25 protein-coding genes are annotated in these 18,815 nt (G+C 71.8%); 19 read left to right on the top strand and 6 right to left on the bottom strand.

Annotation, left to right across the window (positions count from 1 at the left end; all coding sequences use genetic code 11):
- Nucleotides 1–89: 89 nt before the first annotated feature.
- The 4 genes from Dsi01nite_RS08280 to Dsi01nite_RS08265 all read left to right on the top strand — a co-directional run bounded on the left by Dsi01nite_RS08280 (nt 90) and on the right by Dsi01nite_RS08265 (nt 3,602).
- Nucleotides 90–1,094: a LacI family DNA-binding transcriptional regulator gene (locus Dsi01nite_RS08280; RefSeq protein ID WP_203845454.1), complete on the top strand. Its 1,005-nt coding sequence runs from the start codon at nt 90–92 to the stop codon at nt 1,092–1,094.
- A 37-nt stretch (nt 1,095–1,131) separates the two neighbouring features.
- Nucleotides 1,132–1,719 (top strand): transcriptional regulator, encoded by a 588-nt coding sequence (locus tag Dsi01nite_RS08275; RefSeq protein ID WP_203845453.1) that lies wholly within the window; start codon nt 1,132–1,134, stop codon nt 1,717–1,719.
- Between the two features lie 30 nt (nt 1,720–1,749).
- The gene (locus Dsi01nite_RS08270; RefSeq protein WP_203845452.1) at nt 1,750–2,463 is read left to right on the top strand and encodes a carbohydrate-binding protein; all 714 of its coding nucleotides are present in this window, start codon (nt 1,750–1,752) and stop codon (nt 2,461–2,463) included.
- A gap of 176 nt (nt 2,464–2,639) precedes the next feature.
- Complete coding sequence (locus Dsi01nite_RS08265) at nt 2,640–3,602, top strand: acetylxylan esterase (protein ID WP_203845451.1); 963 nt, start codon at nt 2,640–2,642, stop codon at nt 3,600–3,602.
- Here the strand turns inward: Dsi01nite_RS08265 and Dsi01nite_RS08260 are convergent.
- Together Dsi01nite_RS08260 and Dsi01nite_RS08255 are read right to left on the bottom strand one after the other, a co-directional pair.
- Nucleotides 3,599–3,805: an RNA-binding S4 domain-containing protein gene (locus Dsi01nite_RS08260; protein ID WP_203845450.1), complete on the bottom strand. Its 207-nt coding sequence runs from the start codon at nt 3,803–3,805 to the stop codon at nt 3,599–3,601. The two genes, Dsi01nite_RS08265 and Dsi01nite_RS08260, sit on opposite strands and share 4 nt — an antisense overlap.
- Entirely contained in the window at nt 3,802–4,152 is a 351-nt protein-coding gene (locus tag Dsi01nite_RS08255; RefSeq protein ID WP_373318744.1) for an ankyrin repeat domain-containing protein, read from the bottom strand. The genes Dsi01nite_RS08260 and Dsi01nite_RS08255 overlap by 4 nt, the downstream gene beginning before the upstream one ends.
- Before the next feature lie 144 nt (nt 4,153–4,296).
- Between Dsi01nite_RS08255 and Dsi01nite_RS08250 the strand changes: the two genes are divergently transcribed.
- From Dsi01nite_RS08250 to Dsi01nite_RS08215, 8 genes are all read left to right on the top strand, one after another.
- Complete coding sequence (locus Dsi01nite_RS08250; protein WP_203845448.1) at nt 4,297–4,869, top strand: hypothetical protein; 573 nt, start codon at nt 4,297–4,299, stop codon at nt 4,867–4,869.
- Between the two features lie 196 nt (nt 4,870–5,065).
- Nucleotides 5,066–5,590 carry a hypothetical protein gene (locus Dsi01nite_RS08245; RefSeq protein WP_203845447.1) on the top strand — a complete coding sequence of 175 codons (525 nt, stop codon included), beginning with the start codon at nt 5,066–5,068 and terminating at the stop codon, nt 5,588–5,590.
- 231 nt (nt 5,591–5,821) lie between these two features.
- Nucleotides 5,822–6,631, top strand: coding sequence for a M20/M25/M40 family metallo-hydrolase (locus tag Dsi01nite_RS08240; protein ID WP_203845446.1), 810 nt, complete (start codon nt 5,822–5,824; stop codon nt 6,629–6,631).
- 237 nt (nt 6,632–6,868) lie between these two features.
- A complete protein-coding gene (locus tag Dsi01nite_RS08235) occupies nt 6,869–7,471 on the top strand; it encodes a response regulator transcription factor (RefSeq protein ID WP_239135779.1) in 603 nt (200 codons plus the stop codon).
- Between the two features lie 23 nt (nt 7,472–7,494).
- Entirely contained in the window at nt 7,495–8,157 is a 663-nt protein-coding gene (locus Dsi01nite_RS08230) for a phosphotransferase (protein WP_203845444.1), read from the top strand.
- Between the two features lie 55 nt (nt 8,158–8,212).
- On the top strand, nt 8,213–8,434 hold the full coding sequence (locus tag Dsi01nite_RS08225) for a hypothetical protein (protein ID WP_203845443.1): 222 nt from the start codon (nt 8,213–8,215) through the stop codon (nt 8,432–8,434).
- Nucleotides 8,435–8,604: 170 nt separating this feature from the next.
- Nucleotides 8,605–9,477, top strand: a complete 873-nt coding sequence (locus Dsi01nite_RS08220; protein ID WP_203845442.1) for a dioxygenase family protein — start codon at nt 8,605–8,607, stop codon at nt 9,475–9,477.
- 3 nt (nt 9,478–9,480) lie between these two features.
- Complete coding sequence (locus tag Dsi01nite_RS08215) at nt 9,481–10,134, top strand: MOSC domain-containing protein (RefSeq protein WP_203845441.1); 654 nt, start codon at nt 9,481–9,483, stop codon at nt 10,132–10,134.
- On the opposite strand, the gene Dsi01nite_RS08210 is transcribed toward Dsi01nite_RS08215, so the two are convergent.
- Complete coding sequence (locus Dsi01nite_RS08210) at nt 10,124–10,657, bottom strand: hypothetical protein (RefSeq protein WP_203845440.1); 534 nt, start codon at nt 10,655–10,657, stop codon at nt 10,124–10,126. The two genes, Dsi01nite_RS08215 and Dsi01nite_RS08210, sit on opposite strands and share 11 nt — an antisense overlap.
- Nucleotides 10,658–10,669: 12 nt before the next feature.
- Nucleotides 10,670–11,647, bottom strand: a complete 978-nt coding sequence (locus Dsi01nite_RS08205) for a glycoside hydrolase family protein (RefSeq protein WP_203845439.1) — start codon at nt 11,645–11,647, stop codon at nt 10,670–10,672.
- Between the two features lie 101 nt (nt 11,648–11,748).
- On the opposite strand from Dsi01nite_RS08205, the gene Dsi01nite_RS08200 reads away from it, so the two are divergent.
- Entirely contained in the window at nt 11,749–13,977 is a 2,229-nt protein-coding gene (locus Dsi01nite_RS08200; protein WP_239135768.1) for a putative bifunctional diguanylate cyclase/phosphodiesterase, read from the top strand.
- 78 nt (nt 13,978–14,055) lie between these two features.
- On the opposite strand, the gene Dsi01nite_RS08195 is transcribed toward Dsi01nite_RS08200, so the two are convergent.
- Nucleotides 14,056–14,640, bottom strand: a complete 585-nt coding sequence (locus Dsi01nite_RS08195; protein ID WP_203845438.1) for a thymidine kinase — start codon at nt 14,638–14,640, stop codon at nt 14,056–14,058.
- A 104-nt stretch (nt 14,641–14,744) separates the two neighbouring features.
- Between Dsi01nite_RS08195 and Dsi01nite_RS08190 the strand changes: the two genes are divergently transcribed.
- From Dsi01nite_RS08190 to Dsi01nite_RS08175, 4 genes are all read left to right on the top strand, one after another.
- On the top strand, nt 14,745–15,089 hold the full coding sequence (locus Dsi01nite_RS08190; protein ID WP_203845437.1) for a hypothetical protein: 345 nt from the start codon (nt 14,745–14,747) through the stop codon (nt 15,087–15,089).
- 46 nt (nt 15,090–15,135) lie between these two features.
- Entirely contained in the window at nt 15,136–15,912 is a 777-nt protein-coding gene (locus Dsi01nite_RS08185; RefSeq protein ID WP_203845436.1) for a hypothetical protein, read from the top strand.
- Between the two features lie 46 nt (nt 15,913–15,958).
- On the top strand, nt 15,959–16,738 hold the full coding sequence (locus Dsi01nite_RS08180) for a hypothetical protein (protein WP_203845435.1): 780 nt from the start codon (nt 15,959–15,961) through the stop codon (nt 16,736–16,738).
- 335 nt (nt 16,739–17,073) lie between these two features.
- Nucleotides 17,074–17,583 (top strand): hypothetical protein, encoded by a 510-nt coding sequence (locus Dsi01nite_RS08175; RefSeq protein WP_203845434.1) that lies wholly within the window; start codon nt 17,074–17,076, stop codon nt 17,581–17,583.
- A 12-nt stretch (nt 17,584–17,595) separates the two neighbouring features.
- Here Dsi01nite_RS08175 and Dsi01nite_RS08170 read toward each other — a convergent pair whose 3' ends face one another.
- Nucleotides 17,596–17,910, bottom strand: coding sequence for a hypothetical protein (locus Dsi01nite_RS08170; protein ID WP_203845433.1), 315 nt, complete (start codon nt 17,908–17,910; stop codon nt 17,596–17,598).
- 161 nt (nt 17,911–18,071) lie between these two features.
- Between Dsi01nite_RS08170 and Dsi01nite_RS08165 the strand changes: the two genes are divergently transcribed.
- Together Dsi01nite_RS08165 and Dsi01nite_RS08160 are read left to right on the top strand one after the other, a co-directional pair.
- Nucleotides 18,072–18,368: a hypothetical protein gene (locus tag Dsi01nite_RS08165; protein ID WP_203845432.1), complete on the top strand. Its 297-nt coding sequence runs from the start codon at nt 18,072–18,074 to the stop codon at nt 18,366–18,368.
- On the top strand, nt 18,368–18,658 hold the full coding sequence (locus Dsi01nite_RS08160; RefSeq protein ID WP_203845431.1) for a ribbon-helix-helix protein, CopG family: 291 nt from the start codon (nt 18,368–18,370) through the stop codon (nt 18,656–18,658). The genes Dsi01nite_RS08165 and Dsi01nite_RS08160 overlap by 1 nt, the downstream gene beginning before the upstream one ends.
- Nucleotides 18,659–18,815 lie beyond the last annotated feature (157 nt).

Genomic DNA, 18,815 nt, shown 5'->3' with positions numbered 1-18,815 from the left:
ATCTCGTGTTGACAGTGCGGAAACCGTGTACGACGCTCCGGTATGGAAGCGCTCCCAAAATCGACGCCTTGCTATCCGAGGAGGTCGCGATGTCGATTACCGCCGCTGCCGAACACCCCACCCTTGCCCATGTCGCCGCGCTCGCCGGTGTTTCTTCCGCCACCGCATCCCGCGTCCTCAACGGCTCCGCCCGAGTCAGCCCCACTGCCCGCCAGCAGGTCCGTGACGCCGTCGACCGGCTCGGCTACGTCCGGCAGCGCGCCGCCCGCGCCGTCGACCGTCGCCCCCGCTCGGTCGCCGCCGTGGTCTGCGAGCCCAACGCACGACTGTTCGCCGATCCGTTCTACTCCCGCGTCCTCGCGGGCGCCAGTGCCGCGTTCGCCGAACGCGACATGCCCATGCTGCTCGCCGCCGGGGAACGACCGGCGTCGCTGCAGCGGTACCTCAGCAGCGGCCACATCGACGGGGTGCTGCTGATCTACTGCCGCAGCAGCCACCCGCTGGTCGTGACGCTGCCCGCCCTGGGCGTGCCGGTCACGCTCATCGGCCGGCCGCTGCAGACCAGCACGCTGCCGTATGTCGACGCCGACAACCGCGGCGGCGCCCGGCAGGCCGTCGAGCACCTCGCCCGCACCGGACGGAAACGGATCGTCACGATCGCCGGACCGCCGGACGTCTCCGCCGGCGTGGACCGGCTCGCCGGGTTCCGCGAGGGACTGGAGCGGGCCGGGCTGGAGCCGGGTCCGATCGCCTACGGCGACTTCACCCGGCCCGCGGGCGTGCACGCCATGACCAGGCTGCTCGACCACCGGCCGACCCTCGACGCGGTGTTCGCCGCGTCGGACCTGATGGCCGTCGGGGCGCTGCACGCGCTGCGGCAGGCGGGCCGGCGGGTGCCGGAGGACGTCGCGGTCATCGGCTTCGACGACCTGCCCCTGGCCGCCTTCACCCAGCCACCGCTGACCACGATCAAGCAGCCGGTCGAGGAGATCGGCGCCGCCGCGGCCCGCCAGCTGCTGGCACTCATGAACGGCGACCACGCGGAGCCGTGCCCGGTGCTGCCGACCACCCTGGTAAGGAGGCAGTCGGCATAGCGCATCCAAACAGCGCCCGCCGCACGAACAGAAGAGTATGCAACGGCTACTGGAGGCGGCCCGGTCGCTCGACACCGGCACGGTCGCACGCACCGTCCGGGAGCTGATGGACGAACACGGCGTGCTGCGGATCTGGAGCGAGGTGTGCGTCCCGGCGCTGCACCAGGTGACCGGGGACGTCGCCGTCGAGCACGCGCTCAGCCAGGGCGTCGCGCACGGTCTCGACCTGGTCAGCGCGCCCCGCCACGACGACATCAGGACCAACCACGTCCTGCTGGCGTGCGCGCCCCGCGAGGCGCACTCGCTGCCGCTGCGCGCCCTGGCCGCGGCACTGTTCGAGCGGCGGATCGGCACGTTCCTGCTCGGCGCCGAGGTGCCGTGGAGCGCGCTGAGGGCGGCGGTGCGGCGGACCGTGCCCGGCACCGCGATCGTGTGGTCGCAGCAGCCGGGCACCGCCGACCCGGCCACGCTGCTCGCGTTCGCGGACCGGTTCCCGGGCACCCGGTTCGCGGCGGCCGGACCCGGCTGGGACCCGGCGCCGGCCGGGCTGCCCCACCTGACGTCGATCGAGATCGCAGTCTCCGCGTGTGTACCGGTGGCCGCCGGTCGGGTCCCCGACTCCTAAACGTCACCGGAACCCGCTAGCGTGCCGGGCATGATCGAGGTGGGCCCGCCCGCGTACACCGGAAGGCGCAGGGCAGGTCCGCCACGCTACGTGTTCGTCGCGGTGCTCGTCGTCGTCGCGCTGGTGGCACTGCTGCTGCGGACCATGGCCGGCGGTGACAGCGCCCCGCGTCCCCAGGCCGAGGTGTCGTTCGAAGCGCCGGCGCCGGTCGTGCCACCCATGGAGAGCACCGCGGCCGCGACGTCCGCCGCCGCCCAGTCCCCCAGCGCCAGGCCCAGCCGCAGCGTCACCGGCGCCCCGGCGTCCAGCAGCCCACCGTCGTCGTCGCCGACGACTTCGCCGAGCGCCGGCGGTACACCTGCCAAAACGATAGAAGCGGAAGCTTCGGCGAACCGGCGGCCCAGTCAGATGACCGTCCGCGAGGTCTCCACCGCGTCGGGCGGCCGGGCCGTCACGGGGGTCGGCAACAACCGCGTCCTGGAGTTCACCGGAATCACCGCGCAGCGCGCCGGCGAGGCCACCGTCACCGTCGCCTACCTGTCCACCGAGGAGCGCTCCTGCCGGCTGCGCACCGGCCGGGGCGCCTGGCAGCAGATCCGGTTCCCCGCCAGCGGCGCCTGGGACCGGGTGGCGACCGTCACACTGACCGTCCGCCTCGAGGTGGGGCAGAACACGATCGAGGCCGGAAACACCACCGGCAGATGGTGTCCCGACCTCGATCGCATCACCGTTGCCCCCCGCTGACCACCCCAGCCGCGGCAACATGTTGATGTGGAACGTTTGGCGTGACCGTGCGCCGGGTGGACCATCCAGGGAGGCTTCCGGTTTTGTCCGGCGCCGGTCACATCTCAAATATGCGGGCCGGACCTGTGTCGGACCCGTAATCGCGCTGGGAAGTTCCTGGTAATAGGGTCGCCGGCATGGCGCTCTTCGACCTGCCCCTCGCCGAGCTGCGACAGCACCGCTGCGCGACGCCCGAGCCCACCGACTTCGACGCGTTCTGGGCCGCGACCCTCGACGAGGCCCGCCGGCTCGCCGCGCCCGCCGTCCTCAGCCCGGTCGACACCGGCCTGCGCGCCGTCGACACGACCGATGTCACGTTCACCGGCTTCGGCGGCCAGCCCGTGAAGGCGTGGCTCAACCGGCCCGCGGGTGTCGAGGGGCCGCTTCCGGTCGTCGTCGAGTTCATCGGGTACGGCGGAGGCCGCGGCTACCCGCACGACTGGCTGCTGTGGTCCGCGGCCGGGTACGCCCACCTCGTCATGGACACCCGCGGCCAGGGCGGCGGCTGGCGGGCCGGCGACACCCCGGACCCGGACGGCTCCGGGCCGCAGACGCCGGGCTTCCTCACCCGAGGCGTGCTCGACCCGCAGACCTACTACTACCGCCGGCTCATCACCGACGCCGTCCGGGCCGTCGAGACCGCCCGGGCGCTGCCGTTCGCGTCGGGTGTGCTGGTCAGCGGCATCAGCCAGGGCGGCGGCCTGGCCCTCGCCGCGGCCGGCCTGAGCTCCCCCGGCGACCTCGCGGGCGTCATCGCCGGCGTGCCGTTCCTGTGCGACATCCGCCGCGCGGTGACGATCACCGACCGCGCGCCCTACGCGGAGTTCGCCGCCTTCTGCCGGCTGAACCCGTCCCGGGCCGCCCTCGCGCTGTCCACTGTGGATTACGTGGACGGGGCGCACTTCGCGGCCCGGATCACCGCACCGGCCCTGCTGTCCGCGGCGCTGATGGACCTGACCTGCCCGCCGTCGACGGTGTTCGCGGCGTACAACGCGCTGCGCGGGCCCAAGGAGCTGGAGCTGTACGAGTGGGACGGCCACGACGGAGGCCAGGGCCACTTCTCGTCCCGTGCGGTGGCCTTCGCCAACGCGCTGGTCTAGGCAACTCTGAACGTCTGGCCGAGCGTGTGCACGACGTCCCCGCGGTGCAGCTGGCGGCCGCGCCGCCGGTCGACCTCGCCGTTGACGGTGACCTCGCCGTAGGCGATCAGGTCCTTGCCCTCGCCGCCGGTCTCCAGCACGTTGGCGAGCTTCAGGAACTGCCCCAGCCGGATCATGTCGTCACGGATCTGAACGTCGATCATCGGGCACGCTCCAGCAGCGTCAGCATCTCGGGCAGGTCGAAGAAGCGGGCCGTCTCCAGGGCCGACGGCCCACCGGCGGCGGGGTCCGCGCCGGCGTCCAGCAGGGTGCGCACCGAGTCCGCGGACCGGCGGAAGACCGCGGCGGCCAGGGCGGTCTGACCGCGGTCGTTGGCCCGGTCGGGGTCGGCGCCCCGGGCCAGCAGCGCGGCGACCGCCGGCGGGTGGTTGTAATACGCGGCCAGCAGCAGCAGCGTGTCGCCCTTGTCGTTGGTCAGGTTCACCGGCAGCCCGGCGTCGACGTTGGCGGCGAGCTCGTCGGCGGCACCGGAGCGAGCCAGGTCGAACATGCGGTGCGCGAACTCCAGCACGTCCGGGTCGATCGGTTCACTCACGCTCGCAGCGTAGCTGTCGCCCAGCCGACCCCCGGCCGCCGAACCGGGGTGAGACGCCCGCCGTGTCACTGGGCAACGCTGCGAACTAGGAGACCGAACATGCGGAAGATCGTCCTGACCCTTGCGGTGGCCGCCGCGGCCGCCCTCTCGTTGAGCGCCTGTGACTCGATCGACCTGACCAAGGGTGGCCAGGCCGCTTCCGGTGCCGAGGCCCCGGCGGCCGCCGCGGGCACCGAGGCCCCGGCCGCCGCCGCGACCAGCGCCGCGCCCTCGGCCGCCGCGAACGTCGCCGGCGTGAAGGTCCACGAGGACGCCACGCTCGGCAAGGTGGTGACCGACTGGAAGGGCTGGACCCTGTACCGCTTCGAGAAGGACACCCCGAAGCCGCCGAAGTCCAACTGCGAGGCGGACTGCCTGGCGAAGTGGCCGTACGTCCCATATGTGGAGAACATGAAGATCGAGGGCGTCGACCAGAAGCTGATCGGCAAGGTCACCCGCAGCGACGGCTCGCTGCAGCTGACCATCAACAGCTGGCCCGCGTACCGGTTCGCCGGGGACACGAAGGTCGGCGAGACCAAGGGACAGGGCGTGGGCGGCGTGTGGTTCGCCTTCACGCCCGAGGGGAAGAAGGCCCAGGCCGTCACCGGGGACAGCGGCAACGGCGGGTACTGATCTCCCTCACCGCGGCGCCGCGCTCCTACCCCCTTGGGAGCGCGGCGTCGTCGTGCCGTATTTCACGTGTCGTGCCTCACATGTCGTGCTTCATGTGTCGTGCTTCATGTGTCGTGCTTCACGTGTCGTGCCTCATGTTGTGCAGATCTCGTGTCGGGGGCCGTTGCGGCGCTTTGCCCGGTCCTACGCTGCGGGCATGACCACACGGCGCAAGATCCGCGTCTGGCTCGTGCTGTTCCTGATCGGCCTGGTGGCCAGCGGGGTGACCGCGTTCCCCCTCGAGCACGAGGTGCATTGGCTGCGGTCCGTGCTCGACCGGATCGACGTCGCACCCGATGCCCTGGTCGCCTGGATCGCGCGGGTCGACCAGGGCATCACCGAGACCAACGACCGCTACCCGTTCATCATGTACGGCACCGACTGGCTGGCCTTCGCGCACCTGGTGATCGCGGTCGCGTTCTGGGGGCCGCTGCGCGACCCGGTGCGCAACATCTGGGTGATCGAGTTCGGGATGATCGCCTGCGTCGGCATCGTGCCCCTGGCCCTGTTCGCCGGGCCGGTCCGCGGGATCCCGGGCTGGTGGACGGTGCTGGACATCTCGTTCGGCGTGTTCGGCATCATCCCCCTGCTGATCGTCCGGCGGCTGATCAAGCGCCTCGAGCGGGAAGACAACCAGCCTGCTCCCGAAAAACCGTTGCAGAGCCTCGACGCCCGTGGCTAAGTTGGGTCGTACATGGGAAAGGAGGTGGTCCAACGTTGTGTAGCAATGGGACTCATGAGGTGACTGTCCGCTAGCCGCCGTCCTCTGGACTCGCACTTCGTGCGGCCGCCCGGATGGTGGCAGGCGAATACGAGACAGTTTCCCAGCCCCCGAGGCTTTCCGGTGTCAGTCCAACCGGCCCGCGCGCAGCCAGCGCAGGAACCTCGGGGGCTGTTCCATATCCTGGTGCACATGATCTCCGCCGACCGTCTCCGCGACCACGTCGCCGCGCTCGTCGCTCACGGGCCACGCTGCGGCGATCTGCCCGGTGTGCCCGCCGCGCTGCGGTACATCACCGACGAGCTCAGCAGTCTCGGCCTGGTGGTGCGGGTCGAGCGGTATGGCAGCGAACTGCACGACGTGAACCTCGTCGCCGAGATCGAGGGCGGCACGTCCGACGACGCGGTCGAGCTGGCCGCGCACTGGGACACGGTCGAGGGCACCCCCGGCGCGGACGACAACGCCAGCGGGGTCGCCGGGGTTCTGGAGGCCGCCCGCGCGCTGCGCGACCTGGACCTGCCGGCCCGCACGATCCGCTTCTGCCTGTTCGGCGGCGAGGAGGACGGGTTCCAGGGCAGCACCGCCCACGTCCGGCAGATCACCCCCGACACGGAGTCGATCGTGTTCGAGATGATCGGGCGGACGTCCCCGACGCAGTCCGCGCCGTCGTTCCTGCTGGACCCGCCGACGGTCGGCGACTTCATCGCGTTGATCGCCAACCCGGCCTCCGCCGGGCTCGCCGACCTGTTCGCGGCCGCGGCGACGCCGCACCTGCCCACGTTTCCGCTGGTCATGCCGACCGAGGCGATGGAGGTCGTGCTGCGCAGCGACCACGTGCCGTACTGGTCGACGGGCCGACGCTCGCTGCTGGTCACCGACACCGCCGAGTTCCGCAACCCGGACTACCACGCGGACACCGACACCCTCGACCGGCTCGACCTGGACTTCGCGGCCCGCGTGACGGCCGCCGCGGTCAGGACCGTCACCCGCCTGGCCGGCTGACCCCCCGCCGTCGATCCCGGCCGGGGTGTCCCGGCCGGCGTGATCGAGGTCGCGGGTGATCGAGGTCGCGGGTGATCGAGGTCGCGGGTGATCGAGGTCGCGGGTGATCGAGGTCGCGGGTGATCGAGGTCGCGGGTCGACGAACGCAGCATGCCGCCGGACCACGGACACAGCCGCAGGCGCGGCTGAGGCGGAGGTCCCCAGGCCCCGTGTGGCAGCATCCCCCTCGTGAGTCCGATACGGCTGTTGATCGCTGACGATCAGGCGCTCGTCCGCGGCGCCCTCGCCGCGCTGCTCGACCTCGAGCCGGACCTCACGGTCGTGGCCGAGGTCGGGCGCGGTGACGAGGTCGTCGCGGCGGCCCGCGAGCACCGCCCCGACGTGGCCCTGCTCGACGTGGAGATGCCCGGGATCGACGGCATCGCCGCGGCCGCCGCGCTGCGCAAGGCCATGCCGGGCTGCAAGGTGCTCATGGTGACCACGTTCGGCCGGCCCGGTTACCTGCGGCGGGCGATGGCGGCCGGGGCGTCCGGGTTCGTGGTCAAGGACACCCCGGCCCGGCAGCTCGCCGACGCCGTGCGGCGCATCGCGTCGGGGCTTCGGGTGGTGGACCCGACCCTGGCCGCGGAGACCCTCGCCAGCGGCGACAGCCCGCTGACCCCGCGGGAGGCCGACGTGCTGCGGGCGGCCCGGGAGGGCGGCACCGCCGCCGACGTCGCCGGGCAGCTCGGCCTGACGGAGGGCACGGTGCGCAACCACCTGTCGTCGGCGATCGGCAAAACCGGCGCCCGGACCCGCGCGGAAGCGGTGAGGCTCGCCGACGAGAACGGTTGGTTGTAAGGAGCAACCGATAGGGTGGGTGCATGACGGCACTACTGGCGAGCGGTCGCGACGCGGACGTCTACGCCCTCGACGAGCGGCGGGTGCTGCGGCGCTACCGGCTCGGCGGGGACGTGACCGCGGAGGCCGCCGTCATGCGGTATGTCGCCGACCACGGCTATCCGGTCCCCCGCGTCTATGAGGCGACCGGCGCCGACCTGATCCTGGAGCGGCTCGAGGGGCCGACCATGCTGCAGGCCCTCGCCGACGGCTCGCTCGACCTGCGCGACGGCGGGACCGTCCTGGCGGACCTCCTCGAGCGGCTGCACAAGGTGCGCGTGCGGGCGGCGAAGGACCCCGGCACCCGGATCCTGCACCTGGACCTGCACCCGGAAAACGTGGTGATGACCGAGGGCGGCCCGGTCGTCATCGACTGGCGCAACAGCACCGAGGGCCCGCCCGAGCTCGACGTGGCGATGAGCGCCCTGATCGTCGCCCAGGTCGCGATCGAGCCGGGCCACGCGTTCGCGGAGCGGGCCGAGGTGTTCCTGGACGTGCTCCTGTCCTGCACGCGGGACAACCCGTTGTCGCAGCTGGAGGCCGCGGTGCGGCGGCGGGCCGCGGACCCGGCGCTGACGGCGGCGGAGCAGGCGCACCTGCACGAGGCCGCGCTGCTGGTCACGACCATCTCCAGAGCCCACCACTGAGACTCACTCCCGCGAGGCGACGTCCGGGACCCGCGCGGGCGGCACGCTTCTTGCCATGGAGGAACTCTTCGTCCGGCAGGTCGACATCGGCGTGGCCGAGATGGACGTCGCCGACGGCGACCAGTTGTCCACGACGCGTGTCGTGGTGGAGCACGCCACCGCCACCGACGGCCGGGGTGGCCCGGACCGCCAGTTGCTGCTCGTGTACGGCGCCGAGGAGACCCCCGCGGTCGCCGAGGCGCTGCTCCGCGCCGCCGAAACGGCCACGACGCCCTGAACCGCCAGGAGCGGCCACGACGCCCGGAACCGCCGAAACGGCTACGAAACTCCTGAACCATCACAACGACCGCGAAGCCCGGGAACGGGGACAGCCAGCCACGAGCGCGGAGACGCCGGCCACAGCCCACGCATATTGTTGAGCGCTCAACTAGTTGCTACATTCAATCCATGACGACGCTGCCCGAGCTGGACCGACACCTCGCCACCGCGATCCCGGCCAGCCGGGACCAGCGCTCCTGGACACCCGACGACGGTGCGCTGCCCAGCATCTACCTCAGCCACGGCGCCCCGCCGCTGCTGGAGGACGGCCCGTGGATGCGGGAGCTGTTCGACTGGGCCGCCGGCCTGCCCAAGCCGAAGGCCGTCCTCATCGTCAGCGCGCACTGGGAGTCCGCGCCGCTCAGCGTCTCCGGCACCGCCGCCGGCACCCCGCTGGTCTACGACTTCGGCGGTTTCGCCCCGCACTTCTACCGGCTGCAGTACGCCACGCCCGACGCGGGAGCACTCGCCCGGCGGGTCGCCGCCGCGATGCCCGACTCCGAACCCGTGCACGAGCACCGCAGCCGCGGTCTCGACCACGGTGCCTGGGTCCCGCTGATGGTGATGTACCCGCTCGGCGACGTCCCCGTGCTGCAGTTGAGCCTGCCCACCCACGACCCGGACCGGCTGCTCGAGCTCGGCCGCCGGCTGCGCCCGCTGCGCGAGGAGGGCGTGCTCATCGTCGGCTCCGGCTTCATGACGCACGGCCTGCCGTTCCTCAGCCGTGAGCACTGGCTCGGCGCCGGCGGCCCGCCCGGCTGGTCCAAGGACTTCGACGCCTGGGCGGCCGAGGCCCTGGCCAAGGGCGACGTCGACACCCTGGCGCGGTACGCGAGCCTGGCACCCGGCATGCCGTTCGCCCACCCGACGGTCGAGCACTACACGCCGCTGTTCGTCACGCTCGGCGCCGCCGACCGGCCCGACGCCCCCACGACGTCGGTGATCGACGGCTACTTCATGGGATTGTCGAAACGGTCCATCCAGACGGACGCTAGCGTCTAGCGGGTGGCATACCTGATCTCCGTCAACGCCGGCACCCCGGTCCCGACCGCGGCCTCGAACGTGCCGACCACGGGCATCGACAAGCGTCCCGTCGACGGGCCGGTCCGCGTGACGGTGCCCGGCCCGCGCGGCACGACGGCGACGGGGGTCGCCGGCGACGTGGTGTGCGACGTGCGCCATCACGGCGGCCCGGACCAGGCCGTGTACGCCTACGCGCGGGAGGACCTTGACCGGTGGGCCGCGGAGCTCGGCCGGGAGTTGGCCGGCGGCGTTTTCGGGGAGAATCTGACCACGTCCGGTCTGGACGTGACCGGTGCCCGCATCGGTGAGCGCTGGCGGATCGGCGCCGACCTGCTGCTGGAGGTGTCCGCGCCGCGGATCCCGTGCCGCACGTTCGCCGCCTGGCTCGGCGAGCAGGGCTGGATCAAGCGGTTCACCGAGGGCGCCATTCCAGGCGCCTACCTGCGGGTCCTGCAGCCGGGCGAAATCCGGGCCGGGGACGCGATCGAGGTCGTGCACACCCCGGCGCACGACGTCACGATCGGGCTCGCGTTCCGGGCACTGACCGCGGAGCCGGAGCTGCTGCCCCTGCTCGCGGCCGCCGACGAGCTGCCCGAGCGCACCAAGGACAAGGTCAGGGCAAGGATCAGCCGGTAGGCAGGACCAGCGCGTAGGCCCGCGGGAACCCCAGCCGGGGGATCCGGTGCTGCTGGATCTCCTCGATCGTGACCTCACGGACCTGGCCCGACCCCGGTTCGAAGCAGCGCAGCACGGACTCCTGCGGGTGCGCGGTGATGAGCACCCAGTGCCGGGGCACGCCCTTGCCGACGAGCATCGCGACCGGCCAGCCGGTGTCGACCGCGGCGGTCACGTCGGCGAGCCGGTCGCGGCGACCCCGGAAGCGCCGCCAGCCATACCGGACGCCGAGCTCCGCGGCGTGCCGGGAGATCGTCGCGGCGACGCCCCAGGGTGTGGTGCCCAACTTGCGGGGCCAGATCCAGTTGGCGGCGGAGTGGATGCGGTGCTGCTCGGCGCCGTAGTCGGCGACGCCGTCCGCGTACGCGGGGTCCAGCAGCGCCGACGCCACCATGGCGACGGTGGGTCCACACGTGAACCCATCGGTCTGCTGGACCCCGGTCCGTACCTCAGCGGTGGTGAAATCGACACCCCAGGCAAGCATGCCCGCTTTGTATCAGACGGCGCGGGCCACGGCTATCTTCGTCCCGGAGCGCTGGCCCGCCTCGTAGAACATGTACTGCACGCCGCCGTCGGTGCCGAACGACGGCGCCGCGGAGCGGTTGTTGTCCGGCGCGCCGGACAGCGCGGCGTGGAAGACGCCGAGGTGGATCTCCTTGTCGAAGTTGTTGCCCACCTCGGTGAGGAACATGTCGCCGGATGAGCCGTGGTAGACGACGTAGGTGGTGTTGTTGCGGTACAGCAGGTGCGGGCCGCTCAGGTCGCTCTGCCCGTCGGCGGCGGGCGACACCAGGGGGTTGGGGTCGAACTGCCACGACTTGCCGTCGTTGGACCAGCCCCAGAAGATCCGCCGGCCGCTCTTGAGTCCCATGAAGACCATGACGTACTTGTTGCCGAGCGCGGCGATGCGGTGCTCGAACACCCGCGCGTACGTGGCCTCGGTGGTGCCGGGCACCATCGCGGTGGTCAGCACGGTGCCGTAGTAGGTGAAGTTGATGCCGTCGCTGGAGATCGCGAGGCGCGTCGTGGTGTTCTCGCCGTGGTAGTACATGAAGAACTGCCTGGTCGAGGCGTTCCACACGACGTGCGGCGACGAGACGTGGCTGACCGAGTAGTGCGGCGACCAGGTCCGGCTGATGATCGGGTTGGCCGGGTGCTCGGTGAACGGGCCGGACAGCGAGTTGCCGTAGGCGAGGCAGATCCCGCCGGGCGCGTCGTGCGGGGCGTAGTAGAGGTAGTAGCGGCCGCGGGCGCCGCTGATCTTGTCGTACATCCCGCGGATGCAGGGGAAGATGAGCTCCCCGGTGGGGTTGTAGGCCAGGCTCGCGGGGAGCGGCTGACCGAGGTACTGGTAGGTCGGGAATCCTGCCGGGGCGGCGGCGTGGGCCGCGGTCGGCGCGATGCTGGGGATGGCGAGTGCGCCGGCGAATCCGGCGGCACCGGCCAGCACCTGGCGGCGGGTTACAGGTGACATGTGACCGAGTCTCGGAAAGCCCGACGCTTCGCACAAGAGGGTAATACGTATTATCTTGCAGAGCCCTCAACCGCACCGGAACGCTTGCCGATAACCAACGCGTGGAGACTCGGGGTGCCGGGCGGCTGTGGCTCGTCTGGCTGCTGATCGGTGGCGTGGCGGCGGTCGCCTACCCGCTGCTGCCCGGCGACTCCTACGCGGCCAACTTCAGCTTCGAGCTCATCGGGCTCGCCGCGGTCACCGCCCTGCTGGTCGGCGTCCGGCGCAACCGGCCACCCCGGCGGGCGCTCTGGCTCTGGTTCGCCGTCGGCCTCGGCACCTGGGTCCTCGGCGACGTCACCTGGAGCATCTACCAGTTCGTCCTGCACGAAAGCCCGTCGCCGTCGCTCGCCGACGTGTTCTACCTCTGCGCGTATCCGTCGCTGGCCGGCGGCCTGTGGCTGCTGCTGCGCCGGCACGGGCGCGACGTCGCCGGGCTGATCGACGCGTGCATCGCCGCAGCCGGGGCCGGCCTGCTGTTCTGGGTGTTCGTGATGCGGCCCGTCGCCGAGGCGGGTCAGATGACGGTCCTGGAACGCGTCATCGCCCTGGCCTACCCGTCCGCCGACGTGCTGCTGCTGGTGCTGCTCGCCCGCCTGCTGGCCGGCCGGGCGGCGAAGACCGCCAGCTTCTGGCTGCTGGCGGCCGGCCTGACGCTGATGTTCGCCACCGACGTCACGTACTCGCTGACCTCCACCTACGACATCCTCGGTGCGGGCTACCTGGCCAGCGGGTGGCTGCTGGCGTACGTGTGCCTCGCCGCCGCCGCGCTGCACCCGTCGATGCGCGGCATGGACGAGCCGACCGACGCCGCCGAGAGCGCGCTGTCCAGGCTCCGGCTGACGGTGCTCGCGGTGAGCTCGCTCATCGCGCCGGCGCTGCTGCTGCTGCAGGGCACCCTGGACGGCCACGACGTCGACTGGTTCGCGATCGGCGTCGTCTCGGTCGTCGTGTTCCTGCTGGTGCTGGTGCGCGTCGCGGGGCTCGTCGGCAAGGTCCAGGACCAGGCCGACCAGCTCAGCGACCTGGTCATGCGCGACGACCTCACCGGGCTGCCCAACCGGCGGTTCCTGGAGGAGCTGATCCGCGACGAGCTCGACGCCGGCACCGTCACGCAGGTCGCGTTCATCGACCTCGACGACTTCAAACGGATCAACGACGGGCTCGGCCACGCCATCGGCGACCAGCTGCTCACCGCCGTCGGCAAGCGGCTCGGCGGGGTCCTGCGCCCCGGCGACGTCGTGGCCCGCCTCGGCGGCGACGAGTTCGCCGTCCTCATGCCGGACACCGGCGCCGTCGCCGCCGACGCGATGGTCACCGAACTCGCCACCGCACTGCAGGAGCCGGTCTTCGCCGGCGACCAGCACCTGCTCGTCCAGGCCAGCATCGGCGTCGCCGACGCCGCGGGCACCCGCGACCCGTTCGAACTGCTGCGCCGCGCCGACGTCGCGATGTACGCGGCGAAGGAGGACAAGACCCGCCAGCAGCGCTTCAGACCCGAGCTCGACCAGCGGGCCTCGGCACACGCCCTGCTCGGCGCCCAGCTGCGCGAGGCCCTCGACCAGGGCCAGTTCCAGCTGGTGTATCAGCCGATCGTGGCGCTGCCGCACGGGCAGATCGTCGGCGTGGAGGCCCTCATCCGGTGGCACCACCCGACGCTCGGGTTCATGAGCCCGGCCGACTTCATCCCCGTCGCCGAGCAGAACGGCCAGATCGTCGAGCTCGGCGCCTGGATCCTGCTCGAGGCGTGCTCACAGGGGGCGACCTGGCTGGCCAGCCTCGGCGACGCGGCGCCCGGCAAGGTCTCCGTCAACGTCTCGGCCCGGCAGCTCGCCGAACCCGACTTCCCGGAGGTGGTCGCCGCGGTCCTGGCGGCGACGGGCTTCCCCGCCGACCACCTCGCGATCGAGGTCACCGAGACCGCGGTCTTCGGCGGCGGCCGGGCGATCGAGGCCCTCGACGCCGTGCACGACCTCGGCGTGCGGATCGCCCTGGACGACTTCGGCACCGGGCACTCGTCGCTGGGCCTGCTGCAGACCTGCCCGGTCGACATCCTGAAGGTCGACAAGTCCTTCGTCGACGACATCACCATGGCCGGCCGGCACTCGGTGATCGCCACCGCGCTCATCAACGTCAGCGACGGGCTCAACCTCGACGCGATCGCCGAGGGCGTCGAGACCGCGGAGCAGGCGCAGGAGCTGTACCGGCTCGGGTACCGCTTCGCGCAGGGCTACCACTTCGGCCGTCCGGTCCCGCAGCCCTCCTTCGCCCTCGCCTCCGCCGCTGCCTAGCCGCCCCGCTCCCATGATCCGGAAGACCCTGTGCACCCCTGGCTACACAAGGTCTACCGGATCACGGGGCAGGAGAGGTCATGAGGCGAGCTGGCGGGGCACTCGCGTCGTCGCGGGCAGCACCACGCAGGTGCGGCAGCGGGCCTCATAGGTGTACGTGCCGTCGTCGGGCAGCGCGGTCGACGGCGCCAGCTCGCGCAGCATCGGCTCGCCGTGCTCGAGCACCTGCGTGTAGACGGCGCTGAACCCACGGCACACGTCGCACACCGCGCGGCGGTAGGTCACCGACGCGGGGCCCAGCTCCAGCAACGCCCGCACCGGCGCGAACAGCTCACCGCGGTGGTCCAGGTCGATGCCGGCGGCGACGACCCTGGTGCCGCGCTCCAGCAGCGTCCGCACGACCGCCATGTCGGACATCGCGAACATGTGCACCTCGTCGATGCCGACCACGTCCACGTCGTCGTCCAGCGCCGAGGCGAGCGAGCTGGCCTTCACGGTCGCGAGCGCGGCACCGCTGCGCGAGACGACCCCCGCGTCACGCACGTGCCGGGCGCTCTGGAACACCCGGTGCCGCACGTCGGTGAACTGCAGCGGCGACAGCAGGCTCACCAGCTCGAGGGACTTGCCACTCTTCATCGGCCCGAGGATGACGGTCAGATCCACGGCGGCCAGGCTACCGCGTTGACCAGCTTCGCTCTCACGTGTGACAGGTCACCCGGCACCTCCCCCGTGTTGCGACCTTCACCCGGAAGGGGCATGTTTGACTCATGTACGTCGTTGCGCCCGCCAGCCGTCTGCGGCGTGGCGTGCGACGACTCGCGCTCGCCCTCTGCGCGCTGATCCTCGGCGCCGGCTTCACCCCGGCCCTGCCACCGTCCACAGTGGACCGTCCGGTGCCGCCTGTCGCCGCGTCGGTCGTCACGGCGGTGAGTGCGGCGCCGTCGGCCGTTCGCCGCCCCTCCGCGGGCGTCCCGGCGTCGCTCCGGTCCGGCCCGGTATATCCGCAGGCCGTCGGTCCTGCTGGTCGTACCATTGCCGCTTTTGCAGTTGTTCTTGACGGTGTCACCGTGGGCGCGGTCGCCGGACGCGCCCCGCCCCGCACCTCGGCCTGAGACGCACTCCCCCTCTCGCCGCTCGATCCCCCCTCGAGGTGCATTCATGGACGCCGCTCTGCAAGACCTCGCGCACGGGATGCGTGAGGCGCTGGCCATCTGGGCCGCGCTGCTCGCCGCAGTCGTCATCACGTTCACCATCCTCACGTTCCTGTCCAAACGACAGGGCGCCGCGGCCGGCCCCTCGTGGTGGGCCAGGCTGCGCAAGGCCGTCCGCGACCCGGAGGCCGCCCGGGAGCGCCAGCTCGCGATCGAACGGCGCACCGCCGAGCTTCAGGAGCTGCAGCGGTACAGCGACGAGGTGGCCGTCGCCGCTTCGCGGACGTCCGTGATGGCGGGCCGCCGGCGCGAGGAGTGGGAGGCCGCGCAGCGCACGCAGGAGGCCGCGTGGCGGGCCTACGAGGAGGCCGAGCGGGCGGTCCACCGGCTGGAGCGGGCGCAGGCGTTCCCGCTCACCGAGGACGACCCGGCCGGCCGCCGGCAGCACCTGGTGCGGATGGTCAACGCCGCCCACCAGGTCGGCGAGATCTCCGCGGCGAACCTCGCCGACGCCCTCATGCACCGCAACGGCTGGGACCCCGCCGAGCACCCGTTCGCCCAGCAGCTGCGGCTGCGCCGGATCATCCGGGACCGGCTGTTCCGCGCCTACCAGCAGGCCTCCACCCTCGAGCGGGAGACCGCCGCCGCGGCGGACCTGGCCGCGTCCTCGAAGCGCAGCCTCGACGACGAGACCTTCAGCGCGATCCTGCAGGTGCGCACCGCCGCCCCGGCTGCCCCGGCTTCTTCGGTGCGGTTTCAGCGTTCCAGGCCGGCCCTGCCGTAACGGATGGGACGCTTCGTAACTGAGGCGTTACAACCAGGGGGCGGTCATGGGCATCGAGCTGTCGATCATCGCGGGGCTCTGTTATGCCTCGTCCAGCATCAACGCGACCGGCGCCGACCACCATCCCGTCACCGACGACGAGACCGACCTGTTCGGGCTGTCCGGCGACGCCCTCACCGCGGCCGTGGCGGCCTGCCTCGGTGCGCCGCCGGACCTCGCGCAGCTCGACGGGTTCCTGCACCGCTCGCACGACTGGTCCCCGGTCACCACGACCCTGGTCGTGCAGAGCGCCTCCGTCACCGGCGTCGGCTCCATGCCGGTCAGCCTCCCGCTGACCGGCACCGGCGCCCGCCTCACGTGCACGGCGACCCACCTGTGGTCCCCCGCGGCCGGCGTCAGCCCCACCGAACCGGTCCGCTACTCGATCACGTTCCCGGCCGGCGGCGCCGCCCTGGACTACACCCACGACTGGGGCGCCGGCCTTTCCGAGTCCGCCGGCGTCGACCTGCCGCCGGGAGACACCGGCGACGAGCTGGTGGCGCTGAGCATGAACCTCGGCGTCCGGGTCGTCTACGACGCCTACCTGTCCGGCGAGATCGCCGTGCACTACCGCGACGGGCACCAGGGCCACCGCTACTGGGCGCTGGACGTCGGCACCGTCATGGCCGCCGGCGGCCTGCTCAACGGGCGCCACTTCGCGGAGAACCTCAACATCCGCTACCACGCCAGCACCCGCGTCGTGCACGCGGACGCCGCCGGGAACCTTTCGACCCTGGCGGGGCCGGGTATCCGGACCGGCACGGATCTGGCGCTGACCGGCGCCTGAGGCGCTGCTTCCCCGTCACGGGATCGACCCGGAACCATTTCCCGGCGTCCGGGCCGCCCAGCAGGTGCCGAACAGCGTGCCCTCCAGCGATGCACCGCACCTGGCCACGGATTTGATGTCGACAATGCGGACCCGCCCGTCGAGGACCGCCTCATGACGCCCACGGTGCTCCTCGACGTGGGCGCCGTCGTTTCGGACCGACCACCTGCCGCACGGCGGCGCCAAAGGCTCCGGCCAGGGCCGCGAGGGCGTGCAATACGCGGTCGCCGAACTGCCGCGGTCGCGCTCCGGCCGTAGCCTCCTCTCCGACGCCCTTGAGCTCAGGAGGCAACGGCATGACCCGACCGGCGATGGTGATCAGCAGCCCCGTGCACACCAGTGACAGCCGCTACTGGATCGCCGAGGATGTCCCCTCCCCGCTGCACCCCGACCACTCCAGCGGCATCGTCGACCTGTTCCCGGGCGCCGCGGCGGTCATCACCGGCACGGGCACCGGACCCGTCGGCCTGACGTTGGAGCTGCACGAGGCGGCACCCCCGCTCAGGACCGACGACTGGGACGAGGTCGTCGACTTCACCCTCTGGGCGCACGACGGCATCCTGCGCATCGTCGAGACCGTCGACCGGAAGATCTCCTACCCGCTCCTGTCCTGGCAGGGGCCGGGCGGCTACCGCATCCGGCTGCACGCCCGGGGCCGCGACGCCGCATACGACCTGACGCCGGAGACACCCATCGAGCACCACCTGATCCAGGTCTGGCCGACCGAAGCCGACGAGGAGGAACCGGTCGAGCACCACAAGCTCACCGACGCCCTCGGCAGCCACCGGAGATCCCGCCGCCGGTAAACCCCGGCCACGTCAGTCGGATCGTCCAGCGGTGGATCGGCTCGGCCGGAGACGCCACACGCCCACCCAGAAACCGAGCGCGACGACCGCGGCGATGAAGGGTATCGGGCCGGGCCCGGCGGCGATCGTCTCCCGCACCTTCTGACATGGGTCCGACGCCGAGTACCGAAGCCGCGAGGTCCCACCGATGCGCACGTCACGCGGCTTCGGATTGGAGCCGGAGTCCACCCGCGCCGAGCAGACCCGGCCGGCCACCGCAAACCGGACGTCGTACACCCGCCGGCCAGCGCCGTTGTAGCTGATGCCGACCACCTCGGCGTCGACCACACCGCCCCGCGCCTCGTCGACAGCGAGCCAGCCGGAGCCAAGACCCGCCACGGTGAGGACGACCGCAACGGCGAGGCGGGTGACGCGCCTCTTACGCCGATCCCGGGGCCTCGGGATGTACATGCCTGCCCTCCACGTATGAAGCGTATTACCCTTCATACGTGAGCGAGGTCGTCTGGCGCATGCCGACGGCGAGCGAGCGGCCCGAGGCCGACCTGCGGGACGGCCTGACCACTGCCGACCTGGCCGAGGCACTGGTGCGGGCCGACGGCGAGCAGCACCGGGTCGAACTCAGCGAGTTGCGCCTGGCCGTGACCGCGCCGAGCCAGGGAATGTCGCGGCTCATTCGCGTCCTGCTGATCCGCGACGACGGCTCGTTCGTGTGGCGGATCCGCTTCGCACGGTTGGCGACGCCGGACGAGATCGACCAATGGGCCAAGCAGACGGGAGCAGCGTGATGGAACAGCCTGACCTGAACAGCATGACGGACGACCAGGTCGCCGAGTGGTTCGCCGGCAACGACATGAGCGGCCTCGTCGGCACCGGCCGGCCGGTCGAAGGCCAGTTCGTGCAGTCAGCTGAGCCAGGCGCCCCGGTCGGCAGGATGGTCTCGCTCAAGATGCCCGCCGCCATGGTCGACGCCCTCGACGCCGCCGCCGGCCGCGACCGCGAGGGCCGCTCCGGCATCATCAGGACCGCCGTCGCCGAATGGCTGGCCCGCCACCCCGACACCACCGAAGCCGCCTGACCCCAAGGCCGGGAACCGCGGAGCATGTTACGGACGGAGGGCAGAAGTACGAGTACCAGCTGCGTCGCTCAGACGGGCAGCCGATCGCCGGCGTGCTGACCGGACACGGTGACATCTACGATCCCGGCGACCAGGTTGCGCGTACGTCGGCATTCTG

This window comes from Dactylosporangium siamense (assembly GCF_016862795.1).
GTDB classification, from domain to species: domain Bacteria; phylum Actinomycetota; class Actinomycetes; order Mycobacteriales; family Micromonosporaceae; genus Dactylosporangium; species Dactylosporangium siamense.
The sequence above is the reverse complement of the archived record's forward strand: the minus strand, read 5'-3'. Positions and strand labels throughout refer to the sequence as shown.

Bases quoted from the DNA above. Each gene is read 5' to 3' on its own strand.
- Dsi01nite_RS08280 (WP_203845454.1), top strand. From the start codon at position 90: ATGTCGATTACCGCCGCTGCCGAACACCCCACCCTTGCCCATGTCGCC.
- Dsi01nite_RS08275 (WP_203845453.1), top strand. From the start codon at position 1,132: ATGCAACGGCTACTGGAGGCGGCCCGGTCGCTCGACACCGGCACGGTC.
- Dsi01nite_RS08270 (WP_203845452.1), top strand. From the start codon at position 1,750: ATGATCGAGGTGGGCCCGCCCGCGTACACCGGAAGGCGCAGGGCAGGT.
- Dsi01nite_RS08265 (WP_203845451.1), top strand. From the start codon at position 2,640: ATGGCGCTCTTCGACCTGCCCCTCGCCGAGCTGCGACAGCACCGCTGC.
- Dsi01nite_RS08260 (WP_203845450.1), bottom strand. From the start codon at position 3,805: ATGATCGACGTTCAGATCCGTGACGACATGATCCGGCTGGGGCAGTTC.
- Dsi01nite_RS08255 (WP_373318744.1), bottom strand. From the start codon at position 4,152: ATGTTCGACCTGGCTCGCTCCGGTGCCGCCGACGAGCTCGCCGCCAAC.
- Dsi01nite_RS08250 (WP_203845448.1), top strand. From the start codon at position 4,297: ATGCGGAAGATCGTCCTGACCCTTGCGGTGGCCGCCGCGGCCGCCCTC.
- Dsi01nite_RS08245 (WP_203845447.1), top strand. From the start codon at position 5,066: ATGACCACACGGCGCAAGATCCGCGTCTGGCTCGTGCTGTTCCTGATC.
- Dsi01nite_RS08240 (WP_203845446.1), top strand. From the start codon at position 5,822: ATGATCTCCGCCGACCGTCTCCGCGACCACGTCGCCGCGCTCGTCGCT.
- Dsi01nite_RS08230 (WP_203845444.1), top strand. From the start codon at position 7,495: ATGACGGCACTACTGGCGAGCGGTCGCGACGCGGACGTCTACGCCCTC.
- Dsi01nite_RS08225 (WP_203845443.1), top strand. From the start codon at position 8,213: ATGGAGGAACTCTTCGTCCGGCAGGTCGACATCGGCGTGGCCGAGATG.
- Dsi01nite_RS08220 (WP_203845442.1), top strand. From the start codon at position 8,605: ATGACGACGCTGCCCGAGCTGGACCGACACCTCGCCACCGCGATCCCG.
- Dsi01nite_RS08210 (WP_203845440.1), bottom strand. From the start codon at position 10,657: ATGCTTGCCTGGGGTGTCGATTTCACCACCGCTGAGGTACGGACCGGG.
- Dsi01nite_RS08205 (WP_203845439.1), bottom strand. From the start codon at position 11,647: ATGTCACCTGTAACCCGCCGCCAGGTGCTGGCCGGTGCCGCCGGATTC.
- Dsi01nite_RS08190 (WP_203845437.1), top strand. From the start codon at position 14,745: ATGTACGTCGTTGCGCCCGCCAGCCGTCTGCGGCGTGGCGTGCGACGA.
- Dsi01nite_RS08185 (WP_203845436.1), top strand. From the start codon at position 15,136: ATGGACGCCGCTCTGCAAGACCTCGCGCACGGGATGCGTGAGGCGCTG.
- Dsi01nite_RS08180 (WP_203845435.1), top strand. From the start codon at position 15,959: ATGGGCATCGAGCTGTCGATCATCGCGGGGCTCTGTTATGCCTCGTCC.
- Dsi01nite_RS08175 (WP_203845434.1), top strand. From the start codon at position 17,074: ATGACCCGACCGGCGATGGTGATCAGCAGCCCCGTGCACACCAGTGAC.
- Dsi01nite_RS08160 (WP_203845431.1), top strand. From the start codon at position 18,368: ATGGAACAGCCTGACCTGAACAGCATGACGGACGACCAGGTCGCCGAG.